The following is a 21,821-nucleotide window of genomic DNA, read 5'->3' as shown; positions in this document are numbered from 1 at the left end:
GGTCGTACCGTGCCGGGGTTGGTCATCCGGCCCGGGAGGGCGCGGGTGGCGCGGGACCACTGCCGTCGCTCGAGCGCTCGTGCCGCTGAGGGGGCCCCTCATCCGCGGTCGTACGGTGTGTACGACCCGCGTGGAGGGCTGTCGGGTCGGAGCCGATCGGGCCACCGACCGGGCATCCTCATTCAAGGGCGCGCCCCGGGCACACGAATTGCTCAGTAGGCGCATTACCACTGTACCCCGGATTCGCGCATGTGTGTCGGGCGAATTCATCGGATCGGTGCGAACCCGGCGGCGGACCGGGCCCTTACCACCGGGGCCGTGCGGGTTATTGTGCGCTCCATGGAGACGCCTGACAACGCCGCTCGCACGCCCGACGAAGCCCTCGCCCCCACCGGTATCGCCGCCGGAGACTGGACGGCGGCCTCGGTCGACCCGCAGTACCGCGCCGCCGTGGTGGATCTGCTGGGCGCCCTCGCGTACGGCGAACTGGCCGCGTTCGAGCGGCTCGCCGAGGACGCCAAGCTCGCGCCGACCCTCGGCGACAAGGCGGCGCTGGCGAAGATGGCCTCCGCGGAGTTCCACCACTTCGAGCAGCTCACCGACCGGCTCTCGGCGATCGGCGAGAACGCGACCGGGGCCATGGAGCCGTTCGCCAAGGCACTGGACGACTTCCACCGCCAGACCGCTCCCTCCGACTGGCTGGAGGGCCTGGTCAAGGCGTACGTCGGTGACTCGATCGCCAGTGACTTCTACCGCGAGGTCGCCATCCGGCTCGACGAGGACACCCGGGAACTGGTGCTCGCCGTCCTCGACGACACCGGGCACGGGAACTTCGCGGTGGAGAAGGTACGGGCCGCGATCGAGGCCGAGCCCCGCGTCGGCGGCCGGCTCGCCCTCTGGGCGCGGCGGCTGATGGGCGAGGCGCTCTCGCAGGCCCAGCGGGTGGTCGCCGACCGCGACGCCCTGTCCACGATGCTGGTGGGGGGCGTGGCGGACGGGTTCGACCTGGCCGAGGTGGGCCGGATGTTCTCCCGGATCACCGAGGCGCACACCAAGCGGATGGCCGCGCTGGGCCTCGCGGCCTGACGCGGGGCCCGCGCTACCGCGTGGCCGCCGGGCCGGTGATCCGGCGCCGGCCGCGCGGCCGCAGCAGCAGCGAGAGCGTCACCGCGCCGACGACCAGCGCCCCGACCGCGGTGGCCTCGGCGTGCCCGGAGTACAGCACGCCGTCCGCCAGATACGCCCCGAACAGGGCTCCCAGGGCGCCGGCGGGGTAGACCGCACGGGCCGACGGGAGCCGGCCCGGCAGGACGTGGAGGGCTGCCCAGGACAGGGCGAGCCCGATCACGACGGAGCCGATGGATTCCCAGATCACGGAGCATCACCTCGCGGAGTTCGTCGGTCGTCCCCGGCGCTTCCGGGTGACGGTCAAGGGGCCGGTGCGGCCTTACGCCGTCCTACCCGTGACCTGCGTCACGCAACCCTGCCGAGGGTTCGGGGAAACCTTTCGGCGGAGCGCCGTGTTCCGCCGGACGACCCGGAGCGACCTGGGACGACAGCACGCGGGAGCGGCCCGGCGGAAATCCGCCGGGCCGCTCCCGCGTGCCACGCCTGGTGCTGTTTACAGCGCGCCGAACCCGACTCGCCGGGTCGACGGCTCACCGATCTCGACGTACGCGATCCGGTCGGCCGGCACGAGGACCTTGCGGCCCTTCTCGTCCGTGAGGCTGAGCAGCTGCGCCGTGCCGCCGAGCGCCTCGGCGACCGCGCTCTCGACGTCCTCGGCGGAAAGCCCGCTCTCCAGAACGATCTCGCGGGGCGTGTGCTGCACCCCGATCTTGACCTCCACGGCTATGTCCCTCCGACGGTCGGTTCTGCGCGGTAGCCGCGCCGTACGCAGCCACATTAGCCCGGAGGGCGGAGCGCCCACGGCCCGACCGGCCACGCCCGCAGCGAACACGCCGCCGGCGAACACGGCAGCGGCGGACGCGGCGGGCGGGGCGCCGCTACTCGGTCCCGTGCAGCGGGAAGCCGGCGATGCCCCGCCACGCGAGCGAGGTGAGGAGCTGGACCGCCGTGTCGCGGGGGATGCCGGAAGGGCTGGAGAGCCAGTAGCGGGCCACCACCTGTGCGACCCCGCCCAGGCCCACCGCCAGCAGCATCGATTCGTCTTTGGACTGACCCGTGTCGCCCGCGATGACGTCCGAGATGGCCTCGGCGCACTGGAGCGACACCCGGTCCACCCGCTCGCGCACGGCGGGCTCGTTGGTCAGGTCCGACTCGAACACCAGCCGGAAGGCGCCGCCCTCGTCCTCCACGTACGCGAAGTAGGCGTCCATGGTGGCCTCGACGCGCTGCTTGTTCTCGGTCGTCGACGCGAGGGCCGTGCGCACCGCCTGGAGCAGCGACTCGCAGTGCTGGTCCAGGAGGGCGAGGTAGAGCTCCAGCTTCCCGGGGAAGTGCTGGTAGAGCACCGGCTTGCTGACCCCGGCCCGCTCGGCGATGTCGTCCATCGCGGCGGCGTGGTAGCCCTGCGCGACGAAGACCTCCTGGGCGGCGCCCAGGAGCTGGTTGCGTCGGGCGCGGCGGGGCAGGCGAGTGCCCCGCGGGCGCGCTGCCTCTGTCTGCTCGATGGCGCTCACGCCGCCTCCCAAATGTGTGATCCGACACGGCTGTCCGGTGCGTACGCGCCGAGCAGCCATCGTACTTTTGGGTAACCCGGGTGCGCGCGGCGCGGACGCAGAATTTCACGGACCGGACAACTCCGGTAGTCGTGGACCGGGGCCGCCTCCTCGTCCGGCCGGCGGGCCGGCGCCCGTGACGTGCGTGTTTCGCCCGAGATCGCCCCGCGCCGAGCCCTTCCCGGTCGCCCCGCGGAGCCTCCACCGGCCCGCCGCTCCGTCACCGACCGCGACCGCGCGCGGTTGCGCGACGCACGCCCACGGTCGATGACGGGCGGCGGGTGGGGCGCGGCCCGCGTCAGGGCCGGTAGTCGTCCTCGTGTTCGACGACCACCTTGGTCTGTTCCGCGACGTCGGCCTCGTCCGCCTCCTCGGCGGAGACCTCCGTCAGCGGCTCGTCGTCCTCGTGCCGGACCTCCGTGCGCTGCTCCTCGGCGTCCGCCACCGGGGTCTCCAGACCCGGTGGGTCCGGCTGCTCGTCCAGAAACGTCTCCGGGTCGCGCGGGTCGACCGTCATGGTGACTCCCTTCCGTCCCTCTTCCGAAGCCTATGAGCTGGACTCCTGCCCCGCGATGCGGCCTGTGACCGCGAACACATGAATCAGCGCGTGATCGTCTCGTAACATTGGCGCATGTCTTCGACCGAGCTGCCGGGTGTCGAGGCCGCCGCCGCGGCGGTCGCCCCCACGGTCAGTGCCGTCCACGTCGCGTCCGGGGAGAAACTGCGCACCGTCTCCCTGGCCGGGCTGAGCCTGACCGTCCGTTCCCGCCCCGGCGCGCGCGCCGGGCTCCCTCCCGCGCTGTACGTCCACGGCCTCGGCGGTTCCTCGCAGAACTGGTCCGCCCTGATGCCGCTGCTGGAGGACGTGGTGGACGGTGAGGCGGTCGACCTGCCGGGATTCGGCGACTCCCCGCCGCCCGACGACGGCGCCTACTCGGTGACCGCGCACGCCCGTGCGGTCATCCGGCTGCTCGACGCGCAGCGGCGCGGCCCGGTCCACCTCGTCGGCAACTCGCTGGGCGGTGCGGTCTCCACCCGGGTCGCCGCGGTCCGCCCCGACCTGGTGCGCACGCTCACCCTCGTCTCGCCCGCACTGCCCGAGATCCGGGTCCAGCGGCCGGCCGTGCCGACCGGGCTGCTGGCGCTCCCCGGGGTCGCCGCGCTCTTCTCCCGGCTCAGCCGGGGGATGACCGCCGAACAACGCACCCGCGGGGTCATGGCACTCTGTTACAGCGATCCGGCGCGGATCACCGAGGACGGCTTCCGCCACGCGGTGACCGAGATGGAACGTCGGCTGGAGCTGCCGTACTTCTGGGACGCCATGGCGCGTTCCGCCCGGGGCATCGTGGACGCCTACACGCTGGGCGGCCAGCAGGGACTGTGGCGCCAGGCCGAGCGGGTTCTCGCGCCGACGCTTTTGGTCTACGGCGGACGGGACAAGCTCGTCTCGTACCGCATGGCACGCAGGGCCTCGGCGGCCTTCCGTGACTCGCGCCTGCTGTCGCTGCCCGAGGCCGGGCACGTGGCGATGATGGAGTACCCGGAAGCGGTCGCCCAGGCGGTCCGGGAATTGGTGGACGACAACGGCGGGAGCTGATCCGGGGCGTGGGACGACACAGCCGAAGGGGCGTCGAGGCCGAGGGCCCGGCGGGCGAAGCCGCACCGGCCCCGGCCGGAGCGCCGGGGGAGAGCCCCGGCAACGGCCGCCGCAGGCGGTCGCCGGAGCCGGCGGCCCCCGTCCGCGACGGCCGGCCGCCGCACCCGGCGCGGACGGACACCCCCTTCCCGGGCACCCCGCGGGTGCGCGGCGGCCATCCCGAACAGCGCGAACCGGGTGGTGGCTGGGGTACCGGGCCGCAGCCGAGGTACGTCCCGGAGAGCGCCTCCCCGCCCTCGCGGTCAGCGACCCCCACCCGGGAACAGACACGTTCGGGGGAATCACCGGCCGCGCGGCCGAGCGCCGCGGGCCGTCCGGACGGCCCGCGCCCGCAGGAGGGGCGCGGCGCGACGGGTCGGGGCGCCCCGGTGGGCCGTGCGGTGGTCCGGCCGCCGGCCGGCGCCGCGCCGCTGATACCCGGCCCCCGCCCCGAGTTCGTGGAGGCCTTCGGCGCGCACTCCGTCGGGCTCCCGGTCCGGTCCGTCCCCTCGCGCGTCTCCGCGCCCGCCGGGGCGTCCACCGCGGCGGAGGAGTCCCGGGGCTCCGCTGACCCGCGCGACGACGGGCCGGACGAGGGCTCGGGGAACGGCACGGCGGAGCCGGGCGGCGCCCCGGACAAGGGCGGACGGGGCGGCTGGGGGAGGACGTTCACCGGTATCGCGGCGGCCGCGGTGACCACGGTCCTCGCCGTGGTCGTGGCCGGTCAGGTGGCCCGCGGACCCGGCGGGGACGGCTCCCCGCAGGCGTCCGGCAGCCGCCAGGACGGGCCGGGAGCCTCGCGCTCCGACACCCGCCCGACCCCCGGAACGGCGACCCCCGCACCGCTGAAGGTCCTCTCGTACGAGGAGAAGATGGCCACGCCCTACCCCCTCGCCGCCGATCTGGCGGGGAACGGGAAGTTCGAGGTCGTCCCGGGCTCCGCGAAGGCTCCCGGTACCGGGCAGGTGCGCCGCTACCGGATCGACGTGGAGGAGGGGCTCGGCCTCGACCGGACCCTCTTCGCCGAGGCCGTGCAGAAGACCCTCAACGACGACCGCAGTTGGGCGCACCACGGGGACATGACCTTCGAGCGGGTCTCCACCGGCGAACCCGACTTCGTCATCACCCTCGCCAGCCCCGGCACCACCGGGGTCTGGTGCGCGAAGTCCGGTCTGGACACCACCGAGGACAACGTCTCCTGCGACTCCGCCTCGACCGAGCGGGTGATGATCAACGCCTTCCGGTGGGCCCAGGGATCGGCCACCTTCGGCCCCGACAAGCTCTACCCCTACCGGCAGATGCTCATCAACCACGAGGTCGGGCACCGGCTCGGGCACAACCACGTCTCCTGCACCACCGCGGGCGCGCCGGCGCCGGTGATGCAGCAGCAGACGAAGTCGCTCGACATCGGCGGGATCGCCTGCAAGCCCAACCCCTGGGTCTACCCGACCCGTTGACGCCGTCGCCCCACCGGTCCACGAGGGGGCGCGGCGTCCGCCTCGCCGGGGCGGGCGGCCGGGACGCGGGCGTAGGAGCGGGGCCGTTCGACGCCGCCCGGACCGTCGAACAGGAGGCCGTCGACGAGGTGTACGGCCCTCGCCCGGCCCGCCCGGCCGTTCACCGCCGGTGGCTCCCGGCGTCCGTACGAGCCGCCGTTTTGGGGATGGCGGGTCGCCGCGCACTCTCGCGACGGGCCCCGGAAGGGCCCGCCCGCGCCGAAACGCGCGGAGCCCGGGAAAGTTACGCCGGTTCACCCCTTCTGGTGGCGTGACGGACAACCGTCCGTCGTGTCACCGGCGCCTCCGCTTACGGTCGTCCCGACGCTGGTCACCGGCCGACGGTGGCGGATTCATGGGAGATCGAGGGTGTACTCGTGCGCATCGGACTGCTCACCCACGGTGGTTATCCGTACGCGGACGGTGAGTCGAGACTGTGGTGCGACCGCTTGGTCCGCGGTCTCCCGCAGCACGAGTTCGACCTCTACGCGCTGAGCCGTTCCGCCCGTCAGGAGAAGGGCGGGTGGGTGAGTCTGCCGCCGCAGGTGGGGCAGGTGCGGACCGCGCCGCTCTGGGCCGCGGACGCCACCGTGCCGCAGGACGGGCGCGGGGGCCGCCTCGCACGCCTCGTCACCGGCAGCGGCGGCGGTTACGGCCGTCGCGAGCGCCGGCGCTTCACGGCGCACCTGACGGCGCTCGCCACGGCGGTCAGCGCCCCGGGCGCCGGTGGACCGGCAGCGGGCGCGGCCCGTGACGCCCGCGCGGAACTCCCGGCGGCCTCCCGGGACGCGGCGGACGGCCCGGCCGGGACCGGTCGGACGGCGGCCACCTCCGCCGGCCTCTTCGGCGAAGGTCTCTACGGACTGGCCGAACTGGCCCGGGAACACGGTGGCCTGCCCACCGCGCTCGCCTCCGAGACGGCCCTCCACGTGCTGGAGTCCGCCTGCCGCTCGCGGGGGACCAGCGGTACCGTCCAACGGGCCACCGTCGCCGATCACCTGGCTTTCGCCGCAGAACTCGCCCGTCTGCTGCGGCCGCTCTCACTCGACTGGTACGACACCGGGGCGCTCGGCGGCGTGGACGTCTGCCACGCGGCCTCGGGCGGCACCGCCGCCCTCCCCGGGCTGCTGGCCAAACGCTTCTTCGGCGTTCCTCTCCTGGTCACCGAGCACGCGCTGCCGCTGCGGGCGCATTACCTCTCCGCCACGGACGGACCGTCCGCCGCGCCGGTGCGCGCCCTGCTCGCCAACTTCCACGCCCACCTGGCCGCCGAGGTCTACCGCGAGGCAGCCGTCATCACCCCCGGCAGCGCGCTCGTCCGCCGCTGGCAGCAGCGCTGCGGCGCGGACGCCGCGAAACAGCGCACGGTCTACCCGGGCATGGAGACCGGGCGCCTCGCGCAGGTGGGCGAGTCCACCGGGGCCGGTCCCGACACTCTGGTGTGGGTCGGCCGTGTCGAGCCCGCCAAGGACCTCGTCGCCCTGCTGCACGCCTTCGCCGAGGTGCACCGGGCCGAACCGGGTGCCCGGCTCAGGATCTTCGGCACGGCCGCCGAGGGGGCCGAGGGTGCCGCGTACCTGGCGCACTGCCGGGGCGTCGCGGAGCGACTCTTCCCCGTGCCGGGCGAGCGCGAGGAGACGCCCGGGGTGGGGGACCAGGGGCAGCCGGTCTCCTTCGAGGAGATGGGCGGGGCCGGTGCGGGGACCCTCGCCGAGGCGTACGCGGCGGCCGGTGTCGTCGTCCTGTCCAGCGTGGTCGAGGGCTTCCCGATCAGCCTGGTGGAGGCGATGTTCTGCGGCCGGGCCACCGTCTCGACGGACGTGGGCGCGGTGGTGGAGGTCGTCGGCGGCACCGGAGTGGTGGTGCCGCCACGCGACATCCCGGCGCTCGCGGACGCGTGCCTCGCGTTGCTGCGCGACCCGGAGCGGCGTGCGCGCCTCGGCGGGGCGGCGCGGGCGCGCGCGGGCGAACTCTTCACCGTCGAGCAGAACCTCGCGGCCTACCGCTCCCTCTACCAGCGGTTGACCGCCGCCGGCCACCCGCCGCGGTCCGGGGGAGCGCCCCGGACCCCGGTCCGGCCGGCGACCGGTACCGCCCCGCCCCGCGGCACGCGGGCCGCCTCGGCGCCCCGCCCCGTCGCCGTCCCCGCCGAGGGGTGCGCGCGCGCCGGCCGGTGGCGTACGGAACAGGCGGAGCGGCGGTCCGCCCGGGTCGCCGCCGGGCAGGTTCCGGCCTGGGCCGTCACACCCGCCTCACCCCTTGCTCCCGTGTCGCCCGCCACTCCCGTCTTGCCGGTAGCAACCGTCGCCCCTGTCGCAGCCGTCGCGTCCGTCGCCCCCGTCGTGCCCGAGAAGGTCGGCGCCGCCGCCGCTGCCGGAGTGGGTGACGGCGATGCGTGACCCCCACGCCCACCCCCGGATCCCCGAGGGTGTCCCCGGCGACCAACCGCACGGAGGAACCCTCATGGGCCGCGCTTCCCACGCCCCCGGCGGGCCGGAGGGCGGCGCCCTCACCGCCGGGCGGACGGAGGCCGACGGCGCGGAGAGCACCGGGGCGGCCGGCTCCGCGGCGCGGACAGCGTCGGCGGAGGAGACGGCGCGGGCCGATGCCGCCACCGCACACCGGGTGACCGCCGATCCCGTGCGCCTGCTGCTCGACCGGCACCGCCCACTCTGCGAACGCGCCGTCGATCCGCTGGAGATCGCCGCCGGCCTGGAGGCGCACGGCCTCACCGACCGGGCCGCCGCCCGCTACCGCCACCGGGACGTCTTCTCGCTGGCCGAGGAGCTCTACGCCCGGGTCCCCCGGCTCTCCTCGGGCCCGGTCAGGGCGCCCGCCGAGCGGCGGGGCGACGACCAGGACTCCGGCCACCGCGCCGCTTGGCCCGTGTACGCGCTGCTGCCCGGCGCCGCCTGCCTCGCCACCGCGGGAGTTCTCCGGCTGACCGGGGGGGTGCTCGGTGACGGCGTGCGGAACACGCTGACGGCCGCCGGCGCTCTCCTCGTCCACCTCGCGCTCCGGTCCGCGCTGGCCGCCGGTCCCCTGCGTGCCCCGGCCGGCTCCGGCCGGACCGCCCTCTACACCTGCTGGCTCCTCGCATACGCGGTGTACGGCGAGGAGTTGCTCGCCCAGGTCCTCAGCGGCGGCCCCGACGGCCACTGGCCCGGCACCCCGGCTCCGCTCCTCGGCCTCTCCCTCGCCGTCATCCCGGCGGCCTGGTGCGCGCACCTCTTCTCCGTGCACGCCCTGCGCAGACTCGGCGGCAGCCGGGTGCTGGAGGAGTTCGGGGCCGGGGTGCGGCCGGTGCTGCTGGTGAGCGTCGCGCTCTTCCTCGCGGCCCTCCTGCCGCTCATGCTCCTCGCCGACCTCGGATACGGCGGCCGCGGCGTACCGCTCTCCGCCTACGCCCTCGGCCTGCTGTTCTTCCTGGCCCGCCTGGAGACCGCGCACGGACTCCCCGCCCCCGCCGTCCGTGCGCTGGCCGCCGCCTGCGCGGTCGAGGCGGCGGCCCCGGTCCTGGTGCTGGGCGGCCGGGTGCCCGGCCTCGACCTCCTGGCCCGGCCCGTCGACACGCTGGTCGCGGTGGCCGGAACCGGCGCCGTACCCGCCCTGGCCTGCGGGGGCGCCGCGCTCGGACTGCTGGCGCACGCCTCCGTCGCGCTCGCCCGCGCCTCGGCCCACCGCCGGCGCTGACTCCGCGCGCGACCGACCGTGACCGCACGACCGCCCCACCGCACTCCGTACCGGGCGACGCCTCGCCCGTCCGAATCGCCCACCGTCCCGCGGAGCCGATGCCGCGGGAGCATCCGCACCGCACACCCATCGATCAAGGAGACACCGGACATGATCCGCCGACCCGCCGCACCGGCCCCCCGCCGCCGGCACTCAGGGAGCGCACGATGAGGGTCCTTCTGCTCGGCGCCAACGGATTCCTCGGCCGCTTCGTCGCGGACCGCCTGCTGGCCGACCCGGCCGTCCACCTCACGGCCCTCGGCCGGGGGGACGACGCCGACGTCCGGTTCGACCTCGCGGGCGGCAGTCCCGGGGCGCTCACCCGTTTCCTGGACGCCGTCCACCCGGGGGTCGTCGTCAACTGCGCCGGGGCCACCCGGGGCCAGGCCCGCGAGCTGACCCGGCACAACACCGTCGCCGTCGCCACCGTCTGCGAGGCCCTGCGCCGCAGCGGCTGCGGGGCGCGGCTCGTCCAGGTCGGCTGCGCCTCGGAGTACGGGCCCTCGCAACCCGGTTCCTCCACCGCCGAGGACGCCGTGCCGCGCCCGGGCGGCCCGTACGGCGTCAGCAAGCTCGCCGCTACCGAACTGGTCCTCGGTTCGGGGCTGGACGCGGTCGTGCTGCGGGTCTTCTCCCCGGTCGGTCCCGGCACGCCGGCCGGCTCCCCGCTCGGCCGGCTCGCCGAGGCGATGCGCCGCGCGATGCAGTCCGGCGACGGTGAGCTGAAGCTCAGCGGCCTCGGGGTGCAGCGCGACTTCGTGGACGTACGGGACGTGGCGCGTGCCGTGCACGCCGCCTCGCTCTCCGCCGCGCAGGGGGTCGTCAACATCGGTACCGGCCGGGCCGTCCGGCTGCGCGACGCCGCCGCCGTCCTCGCCCGGGTCTCCGGTTTCGCCGGTGTGCTGCACGAGCTGGAGCTGCCGCCGGGCCGCATCCCGATCGGTGCCCAGCGCACCTCCGCGGAGTCGGTCATGGAACACCTCGCCGCCACCCCTTCGCCCTACCCGGACGGCTGCGGCGCCTGGCAGCAGGCCGATGTGCGCACCGCCCGCGACCGGCTGGGCTGGCGCCCCCGGATCAACCTGGAGGAGTCCCTCGCCGACATCTGGATGGAGGCGGCGTGCCGCATCTGACCGGCGCGGGAACCGCCCGCCGGACGAGCGGCGCCACGCAGACGGGTTTCGGTGTGCCTGGTTTCGCCCATCCGTTGCTCGCTCCGACGGAGTGGGCCGAGCTCACCCGCCCCGGCACGCCGTTGCACTGGGCGGTCCTCGACATCGCGGACGGGCCGGGCAGCCGGCCCGATCCGCACTGCCTGGAAGCCGCCGGAAAACTGCACAACGCCCGGGAGCGCGCCCTGCGGGGGGCCGCTCCCGGCGCCGCCGCCCCGAGCGGCCGACTGCTCGGCCATCTCGATCTGGTCCACGGGGCACGGCCGTTCGGCGATCTGGTCGTGGACGCCCAGCGGTTCCTGGACTGGTACCGGGTCGGGGGCTTCTACCTCGGCCGCTGCCCCACCGAGCGGGCCGGCCTCCCGGCGGTCCGCCGGCTCACCGCGACGCTGCACGAGATGGTGGCCCAGCACGGTGCGGCCCGGGGCGGTCTGGACGGTGACGGCGGCCGGATCGTGCTGGGACTCGGTACCCATCCGTACCCCGGCTATGCCGAGGCCGCCGACCAACTGGTCACCTTCCGCGGAAGCTGGCCCGACTACCGCTGGTCGCAAGTGGCCCAGTGGACCGCGGAGTACCCGCCCGAACGGTTCGCGCACTTCGTCCACGGCGTCCCCCGCACCCACCTCGACGAGGCGATGCGCATCGCGCGATGGCAGGGCGCCGGGACGATCTTCTTCACCGACCGGGACGGCCGGAGCCGACAAACCGACCCATTCGCGACGCTGCCCGGCTACTGGGACGAAATCGTCTCGCGGATCGGACCGGGTATCTCGGAATGAGCAGGGGCGTGGCAGTGTTACCGGAGAACAACCGTACGTAGATGAAGTACGTAGAAACCGACCACCTGCATTGTTGAGGTTCCTGTGTCGCTGCCACCCTTGGTCGAGCCGGCTGCCGAGCTCACTGTCGATGAGGTCCGCAGGTACTCCCGCCACCTGATCATCCCGGACGTCGGGATGGACGGACAGAAGCGGCTGAAGAACGCGAAGGTGCTCTGCGTGGGCGCGGGCGGCCTCGGCTCGCCCGCCCTGATGTACCTGGCCGCCGCCGGTGTCGGAACGCTCGGCATCGTGGAGTTCGACGAGGTCGACGAGTCGAACCTGCAGCGCCAGATCATCCACAGCCAGGCCGACATCGGCCGCTCCAAGGCCCAGTCGGCCAAGGACTCGGTGCTGGGCATCAACCCGTACGTGAACGTGATCCTGCACGAGGAGCGGCTCGAAGCCGAGAACGTGCTGGAGATCTTCGCCCAGTACGACCTGATCGTGGACGGCACGGACAACTTCGCCACCCGCTATCTCGTCAACGACGCGGCCGTGCTGCTGAACAAGCCGTACGTCTGGGGCTCCATCTACCGGTTCGACGGCCAGGCCTCGGTGTTCTGGTCCGAGCACGGTCCCTGCTACCGCTGCCTCTACCCGGAGCCGCCCCCGCCCGGGATGGTCCCGTCCTGCGCCGAGGGTGGGGTGCTGGGCGTGCTCTGCGCGTCGATCGGCTCCATCCAGGTCACCGAGGCCATCAAGCTGCTCGCCGGCGTCGGCGACCCGCTCGTCGGCCGGCTGATGATCTACGACGCGCTGGAGATGCAGTACCGCCAGGTCAAGATCCGCAAGGACCCCGAGTGTGCGGTCTGCGGCGAGAACCCGACCGTCACCGAACTCATCGACTACGAGGCCTTCTGCGGTGTCGTCTCCGAAGAGGCGCAGGAGGCGGCGCTCGGTTCCACGATCACTCCGCGTCAGCTCAAGGAGTGGATCGACGCCGACGAGAAGATCGAGATCATCGACGTCCGCGAGCCGAACGAGTACGAGATCGTCTCGATCCCCGGCGCCACGCTGATCCCGAAGAACGAGTTCCTGATGGGCAACGCCCTCCAGGACCTGCCGCAGGACAAGCGCATCGTCCTGCACTGCAAGACCGGTGTCCGCAGCGCCGAGGTCCTCGCGGTCCTCAAGTCGGCGGGCTTCGCCGACGCGGTGCACGTGGGCGGCGGCGTCATCGGCTGGGTCAACCAGATCGAGCCGTCGAAGCCCGTCTACTAGGACAGGTCGACGCGCAGGGGCCCCGGCACGGAAGTCCGTGCCGGGGTCCCTTTCCTTGTGTCCCTTTGCGTCCCCTGTGTCCCCGTGCGGTCCGGGACGCTGTTCCACCCGGGCTTCCCCGCCGCGGTCGCGGGTGCCCTCTCCGTACGGCGTCAGGACGAGCAGACCGATCCGTCCGCCGGGACCTTCCCGTCCAGGAGGTACGCGTCCGTCCGGTCGGTCACGCAGGTGCCGGTGCCGTAGGAACCGTGCCCCTCGCCCCTGTTGGTGAGCATCACCCCGACGCCCTCGCCCAGTTCGTCCGCCATCCGCTTCGCCCCCTCGTACGGGGTGGCCGGGTCGCCGGTCGTCCCGATCACCAGGATCGGCGCCGCGCCCGGGGCGCTCGCCTCCGGGGTGTCGTGTTCCCCCGGGACCGGCCACCCCGCGCACCAGCCGGCGGTGTCCCAGGCGAGGAACGCGCCGAAGACCGGGGAGAGTTCGCGGAACTCCGGCAGCAGCGCCCGCGCGTCGTCGAGGGTCGGCCGCGCGCGGTCGTCCGCGCAGGAGATGGCCCGCTGGGACTGCGTCATCGTGTCGTAGTGCCCCGCGTCGTCACGGCCGTTGTAGGAGTCGGCCAGTGCGAGCAGCGTGTTCCCGGTGCCGTTGTTCTCCGCCTCGTCGAGCGCCTGCGTCAGCACCGGCCAGCTGTCCTTCGAGTAGAGCGGGGTCACGATGCCGGTGAGGGCGAGGGACTCGCTGAGCATGCGGCCGGAGTCGGTCGGCAGCGGGTTCTCGTCGAGCTTCGCCAGCAGCCGGGCGATGCGCGCGCTCCCGGCCTCCGGGTCCTCGCCCCGGTCCTTCAGGTAGTTCTCCAGCGCGCGCTGGAACCCCTCCGTCTGGTTCCTGGCGTGCCCGACCGTGTCCGCGGTGGGGTCGACGACCGCGTCCAGCACCACCCGGCCGACGTGCGTGGGGAAGAGGTCGGCGTACGTGCCTCCCAGCTCCGTCCCGTAGGAGATGCCGAAGTAGTACAGCTTCTCGTCGCCGAGCACCTGGCGGATCAGGTCCATGTCGCGGGCGGTGTTGGTGGTCGTCAAGTGGGGCAGGACCGTGCCGGAGTTCTTCTCGCAGCCGGCGCCCATGTCCACCCCGTCCTCGACGAAGGCCGCCTCCTCCGCCGGGGTGTCCGGCGTCATGTCGACGCGCTTCAGGGCCGCTTCGGTCGCCCCGTCGCTCCGGCAGTCCACCCCTTCACTGGCGGCGACCCCACGCGGGTCGAAACTCACCAGGTCGTAGCGGGAGTTGAGCTTCCCGTACTCGGACGCGGCCTGCGGGAGCATGCTCACTCCGGATCCGCCGGGGCCGCCGAAGTTGAAGAGCAGCGAACCGATCCGGGCGCGGGAGTCGCTCGCCTGGCGTCTGATCAGGGAGATGCCGATGGTGTCCCCGTCGGGCTTCGCGTAGTCCAGCGGCACCTGGACGGTGGCGCACCGCCAGCGGCTGCCGGGAGCGTCGCCGCCCTCGGGCGCCCGGCACTTCTTCCAGTCGGGCTTCTGCGAGCCGAGCGCGGCCGGGCGGCCGGTGGGACGCGGGTCGGGAGCCGGACTCGTGGCGGTTTCGCTCTCCCGGTCCGGGGGCGCGGCCTCGGGGGAGCCGCCGCAGCCCGCCAGGGCGACCGCCGTGAGCAGGGCCGCGCCCGCCAGGGCCGCGGTGCGGTGGGTCCGTTGACGTGGGTGCATGGTGTCGTCGTCCTCCCCGACGCCGGGGCGGGGGGCCGCTCCCGGCACGACATGTGTGCGGCCACGGTAGTCCAGCCGCCGACGAGGTCAGGCGCCGGGAGCCGCGTCCGGCGCCGGGGCCCGCGGAGTGCGGGAGGCGCCCCCGGACTACAACTGGCCTTTGCGGGTCAGCTGGTTGAAGCAGATCCAGCCCGGCAGCACGGGCAGCCACAGGGTCATCACGCGGTACAGCAGCACCGCCGGGGCCGCGACCTCCTTGGGGAGTCCGACGGCGATGAGCCCGAGGGTCAGCGCCCCCTCCACCGCGCCCATGCCGCCCGGGGTCGGCGCCGCCGAACCCAGGGCGTTGCCCGCGAGGAAGACCACCGCGATGCTGGCGTACGACAACTGCGGTACGTCCGGGCCGCTGAACGCCCGGATGGACGCGTCCAGGCAGAGTACGAAGAGCCCCGTCAGCAGCAGCATGCCGCCGATCCCGGTGGCCAGCTTCTGCGGGCGCTGCACCACGTCCAGCATGCGCGGCACGACGCCCGCGAAGAGTGACCGCACCCGGGTCGCCACGAACTTCCGCAGGAACGGGATCGCCGTCACCACCAGCACCAGCACCGCCACCGTCAGCAGCCCGGCGATGACCGTACGGGACGGGGTCAGCGAGTCCGGCGTCTTCTCCGTACCCGTCAGATAGCCGAAGAGGGCCAGCAGCAGGATGTGACACCCCAGCCCGAACAGCTGGGAGGCGCCGACGCTCGCGACCGCGAGCCCGGGCCGCACCCCCTGGCGCTGGAGGAAGCGGGTGTTCAGCGCGACCCCGCCCACCGCCGCCGGAGCCACGATCTTCACGAACGACCCGGCCACCTGTGCCAGCACCGTGCGTCCGAACGCCACCCGCTCGGGGACGAAGCCCAGCAGGCTCATCGCCGCCGCCACGTAACTCAGCGCCGAGAAGCCCAGCGCGGCCGCCACCCAACCCCACTCGGCCTGCTCCACGACCGTGCCGAAGTCGGCCTGGGTGATCTGCGAGATCACGAAGTACGCGGCGATGGAACCGGCGATGAAGCTCAGCAGGGTGCGCGGCTTGATGCGCTCCAGCCGGACCGGTTCGACCGGGGCCTGCGGCCGGATCAGCAGGACCTGGCGGCGGATCTGCGTGAGCAGGTCCTCCTCGCGTGCCTCGTCCCGTGCCTCGTCCAGGGCGCGCTTCTCGGCCTGCTTCTCCGTACGCTGGGACTTCCGTTCGGTCTTCCGGCCGGCCGGACCCGCGGCCGTGGCGGCCACCGACTCCGCCCGTTCCCGGCGGGCCGCGTCGGACACCTCCAGTGCCGCCTCGCGCTCCCGCTGCGCCCGCTCGCGGGCGAGCCTGCGCAGGGTCGCCCGGGTGGAGCGGCTCAGCGCGATCGGCTGGAGCAGCGGCAGACAGCCCGCCACCGCGTCCGGACCGAGCACCGCGAGCGCCCCGGCCACCGACCGCTCGGCGCCGACCCGCAGACCGAGCGTGGTCAGCAACTGGGCCACGTCCATCCGCAGGATCAGGTCACCGGCGGCGATCTCGCCGCCGCGCAGATCGGTGATGTACGCCGTGCCCCGGTCGTCCACCAGGATCGCGTCCCCCGAAAGCCTGCGGTGCGCGATCCGCCGCGACTGGAGCGACCGCACCTGCTTCCAGGCCCCGCGCACCAGCTCGTCGGTGATCTCCGCGTCCTCCAGGGAGTCCAGCGACCGGCCGCCGATGTGCTCGTACACCAGCATCACGGCGTCGGGGCCCAGCTCGGAGGTGGCGATCAGCTTCGGCGCGTTCGCCCCCGCCGCGATGGCCGCGTAGGCGAGCAGCGCCTCCTGCTCCAGGGCCTGGCGGAGCGACTGGATGGAGCGCCGCTGGGTGAGGCTGCGCAGCGTGATCCGCCGCCAGACCCGGTAGAAGAACCCCTGCGCCTGCTGTTCCCGGTCGACGACCGTCACGTCGAGCGGCGGGCCGTTCTCCAGGGTGACCAGATAGCGCCGGCCGCGGTCGTTGTGGTCCGGCCCGTCGGGCGTCTCCTCGGCGCGCAGGGCGGCGACCGGCTTGAAACCGACGTGCCGCAGGCCGGCCATCAGATGCTGGCCCGTGGGCCTGACGTTCGGGGAACCGACCCCGTACAGCGTCCCGTACGCGACGGTCCAGCCGATCAGTACGGTGAGGACGATCGAGAACGGCGTGGTGTAGCCGCCCACCAGCATGGCGAACGCGTCGAGGAGCAGCACCACCCAGAGCACGACCCGCCAGCGCGGGCGCCTCGCCATCCCCACCGCCGTCATGTACGCGATCACGGGGGCGAGGTAGCCGTGGACCGGGTCGGTCAGCGCGTGACCGGGCTGCTGCTGGGTGAGGGCGTCCTGGATCGAGCCGGGGGCGGACCGGGAGACCCAGAGGTCGGTGGCGAGCGTCACGCCGTGCGCGAGCACGGCGGCGAGTACACCGTCCGCGATGCGCAGCCCGTCGCGCTTGATCAGCCGCTCGATCGCGAAGGCGACCGGGACGAGCAGCACCGCGATGCTCGACACCAGCCCGGCCACCTTGATCAGGAGGTCGGGGGCCTGCTCGGTGCCCCGGGAGATGTCGTCCTCCAGGCCCGTCGTGGTGCCCTGGGCGAAGGCGGCGACGGCCAGCAGGAGGACGATGGCGACCACACCGATGAGCAGGCGCAACAGGTCGGACGGGCGGTGCACCCGGGCGGCGAGCAGCGGCTCGTCCCCCGAGACGCGCTCCTTCGGCCCCTCGCCGGTGCCCGCGCGGGTCGAACCGGTCAACGGCGCGGGAGCGTCCGGCGCGTCGCCGGTGCCGCCCGCGCTCCCGGCGTCCGCGCCGGCACTCCTCCCGCCGTCGCGGCCACCGTTGCGGTCCGGTCCGGAACCGGAGCCACCGGTCCGCGCGTCGGCGTCGGAGGCGTCCGCCGCGCTGGATGGCTGCACGCCCTGCTCCTTCGTCGCATCTGGTCGATCTTCGTGTTCTCGTATCACCGGTCACCGCCCGCACGATGGTGGCACGGTGCGGGGACACCCGGCGCACGCAGGGTCCGTCCTCCACACGCGCGCGGGCGCGTGAGGGCGGGGGTCCGGCCCCGCGGACGGGCGCCCCGATGTCGGTGGCGTACGGCAGGATGGGGCGGATGAGACAGGACCGGACGCCCCGGCAGGGCGCGGACGACGGCGTCGCCGGCCACACCCCGCCGGACGCCGCCCCCGCCGGCCGTACCCCGGCCGCGCAGGCCCACGCCGAGCTCCCGGAGTACGCCGAGCGGGTCCTCGACGTCGCCGACCTGATCCCGCCCGGCCGCGTCATGACCTACGGCGACGTCGCCGAGTGGCTGGGGGACGGCGGGCCGCGCCAGGTCGGCCGGGTGATGGCGCTCTACGGATCGGCCGCTCCCTGGTGGCGCGTGGTGCGCTCCGACGGCACGCTCCTGCCCGGGCACGAACCGCGCGCGCTCGCGCACTACCGCGACGAGGGCACACCGCTGCGCGCCGCGGCCCGCGCCGCGGCCCGCTCCGCGCAGGGGCACGTCCCGCGCCTCGACATGCGGCGCGCACGGTGGGACGGGGTGGCGGACGGCGGACCCGGCGGGACCACCGCACCGGACGGGGGCGAGGAAACTCACACCTGACAGCTTCGGCCATCCGGACCCCCGAACCGTCTTCCCCGGGCCCCGTACGCCGCGCGTCGCGGGACGCGGACCGGCCCCGCCGGGTCGGACGCGTGACGAGGGACGCAACGGACCCGCGTCCGCCCGCGCCCCCACTGGCGTAGCGTCGATGCCTCCCGACGCGGACACCCGTCCGCACCGCACCGCGATCACCCGCACACCCTCTCCCGCACGTCTCCCCACCCCACCCGTGACCGCCCGCCCCCGGTGGGACGACCGGGCGGCGCACCACCCGCCAGCACCACCGACAGGACCGGCGACACAGTGAGCTCCTCCTCCACCACCCGGCACGACCCGCCCCGCGAAACGCGACGGCGGGCGCCGGGCGCGTACCGGTTGGTGCGCACGCCCCCGGGGTCGGTGGAGCCCCCTGTGCTGGACGCGGCGCAGCGCGCGGTGGTTGAGCACCCGGGCGGCCCCTTGCTGGTGCTCGCCGGGCCCGGCACCGGCAAGACCACCACGCTCGTCGAGTCCGTCGCCGCACGGGTGGCCGCCGGTACGGACCCCGCCCGCGTCCTCGTCCTCACCTTCAGCCGCAAGGCGGCCGTCGAGCTGCGCGACCGGATGGCGGCCCGGCTCGGCGCGGCCCGCGGCCCGCAGGCCACCACCTTCCACTCGTACTGCTACGCCCTGGTCCGGGCCCACCAGGACGCCGACCTCTTCGCCGACCCGCTGCGCCTGCTCTCCGGGCCCGAACAGGACGTCACCGTCCGCGACCTGCTGGCGGGCCAGCTCGACCTGGAGAAGGCCGGGCTCGCCCACGTCCGCTGGCCCGACGAACTGCGGGCCTGCCTGACCACCCGCGGCTTCGCCGACGAGGTGCGCGCCGTCCTCGCACGCAGCCGCGAACTCGGTCTCGGCGCGGACGCCCTGGCCGACTTCGCCCGCCGGACCGGGCGGCCCGACTGGGGCGCGGCGGCCCAGTTCCTCGCCGAGTACCTCGACGTGCTGGACGCACAGGGCGTCCTCGACTACGCCGAACTGGTGCACCGCGCGGTCCTGCTCACCGAGCGCCCCGAGGTGGCGGAGCGGCTGGCCGGGGAGTACGACGCGGTGTACGTCGACGAGTACCAGGACACCGACCCGTCGCAGGTGCGGCTGCTGCACGCGCTGGCCGGAAACGCCGTGGGGCGCGCGCGGGGCGGTACGGCGTCCGGCCCGGACACCGGCGTGCGTGCCCGCGCCCGCACGGGAGCGGGCCGGACCCTGATCGCCTTCGGCGACCCGGACCAGTCCATCTACGCCTTCCGGGGCGCCGACGTGAACGGCATCCTCGGCTTCCCCGACGTCTTCCGGCGCGCGGACGGCGCCCCCGCGCCGGTCGGCGTCCTCCCCACCTCCCGGCGCTCCGGCGCCGGCCTGCTCGCCGCGACCCGGCTGCTCACCCGCCGGATGCCGCTCACCCGGCTGCCCGCGGAGAAGGTGCGCGCCCACCGCGAACTCTCCGCCGTACGCCCGGGCGGCCGGGTCGAGGTGTACACCTACCCGACCGCCTCCACCGAACTCGACAACATCGCCGACCTGCTCCGCCGCGCCCATCTGGAGGAAGGGGTGCCCTGGAAGGAGATGGCGGTGCTGGTACGCGCCGGCGGGCGCTCGATGCCCTCCGTGCGCCGGGCGCTGACCTCGGCGGGGGTGCCGCTGGAGGTCGACGGCGACGACCTCCCGCTGCGCCACGAGCCCGCCGTCGCCCCGCTGCTGACCGCCCTGCGCGCGGTGGCGGAGGCGGCCCTGCGCCGGCCCCCCGCCGGGGTGGGCCCGGACGGCGATCAGGACGACCCCGCGGACGTCCTCGACGAGGAGACGGCCCTCACCCTCCTCACCTCCCCCCTCGGCGCCATGGACGCCGCCGACCTGCGCCGCCTCGGCCGGGCCCTGCGCGACGACGAGCGTGCCGCCGGGAACCGCGTACCGCCGCCCTCCGGCGAACTGCTCGCCCGGGCCCTCGCCGAACCGGAACGCCTCGCCACGCACGATCCCGCCTACGCCCGGGGCGCCCAGCGACTGGGCACCCTGCTGGGCCGGGCCCGGACCCTGCTCCAGGAAGGGGGCACCGCCGAGGAGGCGCTGTGGACCCTCTGGAACGGCACCCCCTGGCCGAGCCGGCTGGAGCGCGCGGCGCTGCGCCAGGGCGTGGGCGGCCGCAACGCCGACCGCGACCTGGACGCCGTGTGCGCCCTCTTCGAGACGGCGGCCCGCGCCGAGGAGCGCACCGGCGGGCGCGGGGCCCTCAACTTCCTGGAGGAGGTGGACGCCCAGGACATCGCCGCCGACACCCTGTCGCGCCGGGTCGCCCGGCCCGACGCGGTCCGCCTGATGACCGCCCACCGCTCCAAGGGGCTGGAGTGGCGGCTCGTCGTCGTCGCCGGGGTGCAGGAAGGGCTCTGGCCCGACCTGCGCCGCCGGGGCTCCCTGCTGGAGGCCGACCGCATCGGCCGCGACGGCCTCGCCGAACCCCTGACACCCGGCGCCCTCCTCACCGAGGAGCGCCGGCTCTTCTACGTCGCCGCGACCCGCGCCCGGGAGCGCCTGATCGTCACCGCCGTCAAGGCCCCGGCCGACGACGGAGACCAGCCGTCCCGGTTCCTGGCCGAACTGGGCGTCGAGCCCCGGGACGTCACCGGCCGCCCCCGCAGGCCGCTGGCGGTCGCCGCCCTCGTCGCCGAACTGCGCGCCACCACCGTGGACCCCGCCGCCTCCGAGGCGCTCCGCGAGGCCGCCGCCCAGCGGCTGGCCCGGCTGGCCTCGCTCACCGACGACGAGGACCGCCCGCTGGTGCCCGCCGCCCACCCGCACCGCTGGTGGGGGCTGGACGAGCCGACCCGCTCCGCCGTCCCGCTCCGCGACCGGGACCAGCCCGTCGTGCTCTCCGGCAGCGCCCTCGACCAGCTCGCGCACACCTGCGCCCTCCAGTGGTTCCTCGGCCGCGAGGTCAAGGCCGACGCCCCCGCCACCGCCGCCCAGGGCTTCGGCAACGTCATCCACGTACTCGCCGACGAGGTGGCCTCCGGCCGCACCCCCGCCGACCTGGACGTCCTCATGGAACGGCTCGACACGGTCTGGAACGGCCTGGCCTTCGACGCCCCGTGGAAGTCCGACCAGGAGAAGGGCCAGGCCCGCGCCGCCCTCGAACGCTTCCTGCACTGGCACGTGATGGACCGCTCCGGCCGCACGCCGGTCGCCGGGGAGCACGGATTCGACGTCACCCTCGAAGCGGGCGAGTACGCCGTCCGGATCCGCGGCTCCATGGACCGCGTCGAACGCGACGCCGAGGACCGCGCCTACGTCGTCGACTTCAAGACCGGAAAGCAGGCGCCCACCAAGGACGAGGTGGCCCGCCACCCGCAGCTCGCCGTCTACCAGCTGGCCGTCCGGGAAGGCGCCGTCGACGAGGTCTTCGGCGGCGTGCGCCCTGAACCCGGCGGCGCCGAACTCGTCCAGCTGCGCCGCCCCGCCCCCAAGAAGGAGGGCGGCGAGAGCTCGCCCCAGGTGCAGGCCCAGCAGCCGCTCGCCGGGGAGTGGGTCTCCGACCTGCTCGCCACCGCCGCCGGCCGGGTGCTCGACGAACGCTTCACACCGACGACCGGCACGCACTGCGGCCACTGCGCCTTCCGGGCCTCGTGCAGCGCCCAGCCCGAAGGGCGCCACGTCCTGGAGTGAG

At 74.6% G+C, this 21,821-nt stretch carries 16 protein-coding genes; 10 read left to right on the top strand and 6 right to left on the bottom strand.

Translation table 11 applies throughout. The features are described 5' to 3' along the window. The first annotated feature begins 339 nt into the window (after nt 1-339). Nucleotides 340-1,086, top strand: a complete 747-nt coding sequence (locus PZB77_RS09945; protein WP_275492210.1) for a ferritin-like fold-containing protein — start codon at nt 340-342, stop codon at nt 1,084-1,086. A 13-nt stretch (nt 1,087-1,099) separates the two neighbouring features. On the opposite strand, the gene PZB77_RS09940 is transcribed toward PZB77_RS09945, so the two are convergent. The 4 genes from PZB77_RS09940 to PZB77_RS09925 all read right to left on the bottom strand — a co-directional run bounded on the left by PZB77_RS09940 (nt 1,100) and on the right by PZB77_RS09925 (nt 3,198). After that, nucleotides 1,100-1,375: a hypothetical protein gene (locus PZB77_RS09940; RefSeq protein WP_275492209.1), complete on the bottom strand. Its 276-nt coding sequence runs from the start codon at nt 1,373-1,375 to the stop codon at nt 1,100-1,102. 246 nt (nt 1,376-1,621) lie between these two features. Further along, nucleotides 1,622-1,849 (bottom strand): DUF3107 domain-containing protein, encoded by a 228-nt coding sequence (locus PZB77_RS09935; RefSeq protein WP_275492208.1) that lies wholly within the window; start codon nt 1,847-1,849, stop codon nt 1,622-1,624. A 157-nt stretch (nt 1,850-2,006) separates the two neighbouring features. After that, the gene (locus tag PZB77_RS09930) at nt 2,007-2,642 is read right to left on the bottom strand and encodes a TetR/AcrR family transcriptional regulator (RefSeq protein WP_266708815.1); all 636 of its coding nucleotides are present in this window, start codon (nt 2,640-2,642) and stop codon (nt 2,007-2,009) included. Nucleotides 2,643-2,979: 337 nt separating this feature from the next. After that, a complete protein-coding gene (locus tag PZB77_RS09925) occupies nt 2,980-3,198 on the bottom strand; it encodes a hypothetical protein (protein ID WP_275492207.1) in 219 nt (72 codons plus the stop codon). Nucleotides 3,199-3,312: 114 nt separating this feature from the next. Between PZB77_RS09925 and PZB77_RS09920 the strand changes: the two genes are divergently transcribed. The 7 genes from PZB77_RS09920 (at nt 3,313) to moeZ (ending at nt 12,762) form a co-directional block, all read left to right on the top strand. Beyond that, complete coding sequence (locus PZB77_RS09920) at nt 3,313-4,278, top strand: alpha/beta hydrolase (protein ID WP_275492206.1); 966 nt, start codon at nt 3,313-3,315, stop codon at nt 4,276-4,278. Nucleotides 4,279-4,286: 8 nt separating this feature from the next. Beyond that, the gene (locus tag PZB77_RS09915) at nt 4,287-5,774 is read left to right on the top strand and encodes a DUF3152 domain-containing protein (RefSeq protein WP_275492205.1); all 1,488 of its coding nucleotides are present in this window, start codon (nt 4,287-4,289) and stop codon (nt 5,772-5,774) included. A gap of 416 nt (nt 5,775-6,190) precedes the next feature. Further along, the gene (locus PZB77_RS09910) at nt 6,191-8,212 is read left to right on the top strand and encodes a DUF3492 domain-containing protein (protein ID WP_275495987.1); all 2,022 of its coding nucleotides are present in this window, start codon (nt 6,191-6,193) and stop codon (nt 8,210-8,212) included. A gap of 64 nt (nt 8,213-8,276) precedes the next feature. Next, nucleotides 8,277-9,506, top strand: coding sequence for a hypothetical protein (locus PZB77_RS09905; RefSeq protein ID WP_275492204.1), 1,230 nt, complete (start codon nt 8,277-8,279; stop codon nt 9,504-9,506). Nucleotides 9,507-9,712: 206 nt separating this feature from the next. Then, on the top strand, nt 9,713-10,678 hold the full coding sequence (locus tag PZB77_RS09900; protein ID WP_275492203.1) for an NAD-dependent epimerase/dehydratase family protein: 966 nt from the start codon (nt 9,713-9,715) through the stop codon (nt 10,676-10,678). After that, nucleotides 10,666-11,499, top strand: a complete 834-nt coding sequence (locus PZB77_RS09895; RefSeq protein WP_275492202.1) for a spherulation-specific family 4 protein — start codon at nt 10,666-10,668, stop codon at nt 11,497-11,499. The genes PZB77_RS09900 and PZB77_RS09895 overlap by 13 nt, the downstream gene beginning before the upstream one ends. Before the next feature lie 84 nt (nt 11,500-11,583). Next, entirely contained in the window at nt 11,584-12,762 is a 1,179-nt protein-coding gene (gene moeZ, locus PZB77_RS09890) for an adenylyltransferase/sulfurtransferase MoeZ (protein ID WP_275492201.1), read from the top strand. A 152-nt stretch (nt 12,763-12,914) separates the two neighbouring features. On the opposite strand, the gene PZB77_RS09885 is transcribed toward moeZ, so the two are convergent. Both PZB77_RS09885 and PZB77_RS09880 read right to left on the bottom strand, forming a co-directional pair. Next, on the bottom strand, nt 12,915-14,483 hold the full coding sequence (locus PZB77_RS09885) for an alpha/beta hydrolase (RefSeq protein WP_275492200.1): 1,569 nt from the start codon (nt 14,481-14,483) through the stop codon (nt 12,915-12,917). A 147-nt stretch (nt 14,484-14,630) separates the two neighbouring features. Then, on the bottom strand, nt 14,631-17,429 hold the full coding sequence (locus PZB77_RS09880; protein ID WP_275492199.1) for a lysylphosphatidylglycerol synthase domain-containing protein: 2,799 nt from the start codon (nt 17,427-17,429) through the stop codon (nt 14,631-14,633). A gap of 197 nt (nt 17,430-17,626) precedes the next feature. Here PZB77_RS09880 and PZB77_RS09875 point away from each other — a divergent pair, with 197 nt between their 5' ends. Beyond that, on the top strand, nt 17,627-18,121 hold the full coding sequence (locus PZB77_RS09875; protein WP_275492198.1) for an MGMT family protein: 495 nt from the start codon (nt 17,627-17,629) through the stop codon (nt 18,119-18,121). 303 nt (nt 18,122-18,424) lie between these two features. Beyond that, nucleotides 18,425-21,820, top strand: a complete 3,396-nt coding sequence (locus PZB77_RS09870; RefSeq protein WP_275492197.1) for an ATP-dependent DNA helicase — start codon at nt 18,425-18,427, stop codon at nt 21,818-21,820. Nucleotide 21,821 lies beyond the last annotated feature (1 nt).

It is taken from the genome of Streptomyces sp. AM 2-1-1, from assembly GCF_029167645.1.
Lineage (GTDB): Bacteria > Actinomycetota > Actinomycetes > Streptomycetales > Streptomycetaceae > Streptomyces.
Note: the sequence above shows the minus strand (reverse complement) of the source record. Positions and strands in the feature narration are given on the sequence as shown.

Excerpts from the sequence above, each read along its gene's own strand:
- PZB77_RS09945 (WP_275492210.1), top strand. The coding sequence starts at position 340 with ATGGAGACGCCTGACAACGCCGCTCGCACGCCCGACGAAGCCCTCGCC.
- PZB77_RS09925 (WP_275492207.1), bottom strand. The coding sequence starts at position 3,198 with ATGACGGTCGACCCGCGCGACCCGGAGACGTTTCTGGACGAGCAGCCG.
- PZB77_RS09920 (WP_275492206.1), top strand. The coding sequence starts at position 3,313 with ATGTCTTCGACCGAGCTGCCGGGTGTCGAGGCCGCCGCCGCGGCGGTC.
- PZB77_RS09905 (WP_275492204.1), top strand. The coding sequence starts at position 8,277 with ATGGGCCGCGCTTCCCACGCCCCCGGCGGGCCGGAGGGCGGCGCCCTC.
- PZB77_RS09900 (WP_275492203.1), top strand. The coding sequence starts at position 9,713 with ATGAGGGTCCTTCTGCTCGGCGCCAACGGATTCCTCGGCCGCTTCGTC.
- PZB77_RS09885 (WP_275492200.1), bottom strand. The coding sequence starts at position 14,483 with ATGCACCCACGTCAACGGACCCACCGCACCGCGGCCCTGGCGGGCGCG.
- PZB77_RS09875 (WP_275492198.1), top strand. The coding sequence starts at position 17,627 with ATGAGACAGGACCGGACGCCCCGGCAGGGCGCGGACGACGGCGTCGCC.